The sequence below is a fragment of the Variovorax sp. P4_D9 genome, assembly GCF_056401695.1.
Genome location: NZ_JBFUIU010000832.1, coordinates 1 through 3,785 on the forward strand (window position 1 = coordinate 1; position 3,785 = coordinate 3,785).

A 3,785-nucleotide genomic window follows, 5' to 3' on the forward strand; every position below is an offset into this window, starting at 1 on the left:
GCTTCTGCGCGGCCAGGTCGAAGACCATCCCGTAGTGCTCCCGTTGGGTCTTGTGCATCTCGCGCGTCATGCGTCGGGTCAAGCTCCACTGCAAGACAGCGAGAGGGATGAACCAGAGCACGGCGTGCTTTGCGGGGCCGGCGCGCCAGGCTGTGAAAACGATGCAAAACACGGCGGTCCCGAAGAACACGCTCGTGAAGAGGCGGCTGAGCCTCGGGACAAGGGCGAGTCTCGGCAGCGGCATGTACATCATCCCTGCCAGGATTGACCAGCAAGCGAACTCGCTGACATCGCCCATCCGATCGTAGAAGAGCAACGGTGAGGTTCCCCATCCGGCGGCGAGAACCAGGTAGATCGGCGTGATGCGCCGCATGAACTCCATTTGGACAGTGCAAGGGGCGTCGCGAAGTCTGCGCGCGTAGTTGGTCTCCGCCAGCGTGCGCACCAAGTTGCCGGTGAGCACGACGCTCGCCCACATGAGCACTTCGTCGGCCGGAATATGTCGCCAGCAGACCCACGTCATCACCAGGCACAGGAGCACTCCAAGGGGAATGCGGTTGATGGACTCGCCCATGTAGCGATTCATCATGCTGCGTTGGATGTGCTCCTCGCGCGCGGTCGTCTCATCGGCGGCGGGGGCGTTCGCTGTGGTCCGGTCAGACGGGAACGTTGCGGAGGCGATGGCTGACCGACTGCCCGAGGGGTCGGCACCCGGCAGTCGGGGCCTCGCGGATGGCTTGGTGGGCGGCGCAGCTGGAGCTGCCAGGTCGCCAAAGATCGAGACGTTCACTGATTGATTTTCTTGTTGAGGCAGCGATCGTAGGACTGTTCCGACGAGAAACGCCGATTCGCCAGTGGCACGACCACCGGTTTCCGTGATTTTTCCTGACCTTTCTGTCAGCACAACCGTTCATTTTGGGCGTGCATGCGAGCCGTTCGCAACTCGGTACATCGGCGTTATTTCCTCACCTGGAACCGCGCAGATGGGCGGGCAAGCGCAGGTGAAAACTTCCTTCGTATTGGCGCTCAGTTGCGATGTGGCAACGAAACAATACTCGAAACAAAAAAATCAAAAACACCGCATCAAGCTATGCTCACAAACAATTAAATAGCGACGAACCACTAGACCGAGTTGGAAGTCGATAGAGCAACAGATTGAGGACGCGAACGAGATGGAAGAACTGGACCGCCAGCTGACCGCCGATGACAAGGCAGCGATCACCACCAAGGTGTGGCAGCTCGTTGACGCGTTGCCGCAGCGCAACCTGATCGAGACATCAGACGCCCGTCAGTGGATCAGCCGCGTGGTCGAAATGCACGCCGAGCAAGCGATCTGGCACGCGATTCGCCTGAACGGCTTCGGCGGCTCGGAAATCGGCGTTCTGCTGCGCAACCAGCACGGCGTCCGCGCCGACCATATGGCCAGCGCCCACGACATCGTCCTGGGCAAGCTGATGCGCAAGGTCCCCGACGAGACCAACGAGCACATGACCCGCGGTCACGAGAACGAAGAGCCGCACTCGCGCAAGTTCTACAAAAAGTACGGCGCCCACCGCGACCTGGAAGCCTTCGAGGTCCTGAAGAAGGCCCAAGGCGCCCTCCCGTGGATGCGCTACAGCCCCGATGAAGTGGCGCAGCTCCCGTCGAAGGTGTTGGCCGCGACGCGCGCGATGTCCGGCGTGCGCCCGATGTCGCGGTGGCTCATCGACTACAAGGCGCCGAGCAAGGTCGAAGACGACGCCGAGATCCACTTCCAGTACGGCTGCCAGCTCGCCCAAGGCGCGATCCTCTGCGAAGAGCAGGGCGTCGAGTTGCACGGCCTGATGCTGAGCCAGTTCGACTGGGCGCGCTGGCGTCTAAAGGACGACGTGGTCGAGGTGAGCGACGAGCTCAAGCATCTGGTTCGCAACGCCGGCAACTGGGCGTGGGACTGCGTGATGCACAAGGTGGTGCCGCCGTACATCCGCACGCCGGTTCTCGCCGACTCGGAAGGCTTCGTCGCGAAGCACGTCGAGCTGGCCGAGCGCCTGGCGAACGTGTCAGCGCTTTCGAAGGCCGCGGACGAGCGCGCGCAGGAACTGAGCGCAGAACTGCTCCTGGGTCTCGAGGGCCGCAGGCTCGACGGTCACAAGATTGTCCTGCCGGGTGCCGGCGCGCTCACCGCGAATCTGAAGATCGACGCCGACAAGGTCAAGGAAGACCTGACGCCTGAGCAGGTCGCGATGGTCACGAAAAAGGACGGCTACGACGCGAAGCTCATGGCCGCGCACCTGAAGTCGCTCGGCGTCGACCTAAAGCAGTTCAAGGACGACAAGATCGACCCGGACAAGCTGGCCGCCCATGCGGAAGGGTTCGGCATCAACCTCGACGCGTACATGGGCGAGCAGCACATCTTCCGGATCGACAAGCCGATCAAGGAAGAGATGGAGCGCTACGTCGACACCCATTTCCCGCTCGTCGCTCCGCAGCAGGCCGACGTCGTTGCGCAAGCCGCGGACCAATTCGCGGAAGAACCGATGGCGGAGGCGTCGCGCGGATAAGGCGCGCTCCATCCCCAAACGTGTTCGCGTGGCCAAAGATGAGGCCGCACAAGCCTCGCGAACATCAGAAACGTGTGCGGTCTCATCTTTGTTCTCATTTTTTAGGAGTCGAACAAATGGCTATCGTCAAGAGCAACATCGAGCGCAAGAACCTGATCTTCATCTCGCTGGTCGAGCGCACCAACAAGCACCTGTCGGCTGCCGACATCGAGAAGAACCCGGACCTGAAGTTCGCCGGCTTCCTGTACAAGAACGAGCATGGCCAGCACGAGCTCGCTCGCCAGCTGACCGGCAACGTCGTGAGCGTGAAGGTCGGTACCGACTCGTACACCGCTCCCGGCACCGCTCCGGTCGAATACCCGATCGCCACCGTGCGTCTGACCGACGGCGAGAGCGTGAAGATTCGTCTGGACCAGCAACTCGGCCGCAACGTGATCGGCCTGCTGGCTGCCAACGCGCTGTCGCATGGCGATGGCCCGGTCGACATCTACGTGAGCCAAGTGAGAGCCGGCGAACGCATCGGTGACGGCCAGCCGTTCGACCGCGATCGCGCGTTCATCAGCGTGAAGCCGGCCGGCGCAGCCACCTCGGCCAAGTTCACACCGATCTACGCCGGCGAAGACGGCCAGATCCTCATGGACGGCGACAAGCCCGCCGGCCTGCCGAAGGCGAAGACCGTCCGCTTCCAGGGCAAGGACCAGCTCGACTGGGAGGAAGTGAACAACTTCGCCGTGTTCACGGCCGCCGGGCTGGAGAGCTACTACAAGGACAAGGACGCGCAGGCGCACACGTCCAACCGTGCTCCGGACGACAGCGACCAACACGGCGAAGGCATCGACCTGAACGAAGCCGCTGCCGCAGCTGCTCCCCGCGGCTGAAAGGCCAGGAACGCGCGTGGGGGTTTGACCGTGTTCGCATCAAGCCTCCGCCGCCTTCGGATAGGGGATGTAAAGCGTGACTTTCTCCCGTCGACCTAGCGCGTATCGCCTCTGCTTCTTCATACTGGTTTTCTCATGTCCGACAACCTTCGAGGCTTCCGCTTCCAGCTCCGCCCGCGTCCGGCGCAGGAGAAGCAACTGGCCCGCTACGCGGGCATGATGCGCTGGGTCTGGAATCAGGCGCTGGCCGAGCAGCGGGCTCGCCGCGAGCGCGGTGAGCCCTACGCGAACTACGTGGCCATGGCCCAGTGGCTCACGGCCTGGCGCGCAGCGTCGGATACGCGGTGGCTGGCTGACGGCCCCGTAC

At 62.9% G+C, this 3,785-nt stretch carries 4 protein-coding genes; 3 read left to right on the forward strand and 1 reads right to left on the reverse strand.

Going from position 1 to position 3,785, the window contains the following annotated elements; all coding sequences use genetic code 11:
- On the reverse strand, positions 1 to 790 hold a 790-nt coding region (locus tag AC1DY5_RS46270; protein WP_478121106.1), incomplete at its 3' end, for a hypothetical protein.
- Between the two features lie 382 nt (positions 791 to 1,172).
- Between AC1DY5_RS46270 and AC1DY5_RS46275 the strand changes: the two genes are divergently transcribed.
- From AC1DY5_RS46275 to AC1DY5_RS46285, 3 genes are all read left to right on the forward strand, one after another.
- Entirely contained in the window at positions 1,173 to 2,540 is a 1,368-nt protein-coding gene (locus AC1DY5_RS46275) for a hypothetical protein (RefSeq protein ID WP_478121107.1), read from the forward strand.
- A 116-nt stretch (positions 2,541 to 2,656) separates the two neighbouring features.
- Positions 2,657 to 3,418, forward strand: a complete 762-nt coding sequence (locus tag AC1DY5_RS46280) for a hypothetical protein (protein WP_478121108.1) — start codon at positions 2,657 to 2,659, stop codon at positions 3,416 to 3,418.
- A gap of 135 nt (positions 3,419 to 3,553) precedes the next feature.
- On the forward strand, positions 3,554 to 3,785 hold a 232-nt coding region (locus tag AC1DY5_RS46285), incomplete at its 3' end, for a helix-turn-helix domain-containing protein (protein ID WP_478121109.1).

Bases quoted from the DNA above. Each gene is read 5' to 3' on its own strand.
- AC1DY5_RS46275 (WP_478121107.1), top strand. From the start codon at position 1,173: ATGGAAGAACTGGACCGCCAGCTGACCGCCGATGACAAGGCAGCGATC.
- AC1DY5_RS46280 (WP_478121108.1), top strand. From the start codon at position 2,657: ATGGCTATCGTCAAGAGCAACATCGAGCGCAAGAACCTGATCTTCATC.